Origin of the sequence: Vibrio sp. Isolate32, assembly GCF_022397955.1 — a bacterium.
Lineage (GTDB): Bacteria > Pseudomonadota > Gammaproteobacteria > Enterobacterales > Vibrionaceae > Vibrio.
The window spans coordinates 1-537 of the sequence record NZ_JAKEUQ010000090.1 but is presented as its reverse complement, the minus strand read 5'-3'; the positions used below and the strand labels follow the sequence as shown (position 1 = coordinate 537).

The 537-nt window shown below is 47.1% G+C and carries 1 pseudogene; it reads right to left on the bottom strand.

The features are described 5' to 3' along the window. Nucleotides 1-257 precede the first annotated feature (257 nt). Nucleotides 258-537: pseudogene (locus L1D11_RS22575) on the bottom strand (group II intron maturase-specific domain-containing protein); the annotation flags it as partial.

Sequence of the window (537 nt, the reverse complement as noted above, 5' to 3'; positions counted from 1 at the left end):
TAACTGACAGCTACTTGAACATGTTGTGTATCTATAAGTAGATTCGAGAAGAATTGTGAAGGGTTGACCTAATGGGTCAGCCCTTTTTTATTTTTATGTACTCGCTCTTCGTATCTCGGAGCGCAGCGTACTCTTATCTCGAAGTGAAACGTTACTGGTCTTTACTTCAGAATCGAGTAGGAGGAGGCCTCGCAGCCTCCGTCCTCTCACACCACCGTACAAGCGTGGGTCGCATACGGCGGTTCCGAACAAACTTTTCATGACTCCTGACCAATTCTTAATGAGTGAAGCCCACCCCCTCGAACCATTTTATTGGCATGGCGTGATTAACCTGTGGCGTTGAAGATAGATGCCACCAACCCTTATCTGACATCGCTAGCTTCCACGCATTACGCTCCGTTACACCTTGTCGCTGTAACCATATCGCTATGCTGTGTCTGCGTTTGCGCTGCTTTAGTCGGTAGCACCTTAATCTACGCCGTATCCATTCATCTAAGCGCTGCATTGCACTTTTACGAACAGTAAGCTTGAAGTAGT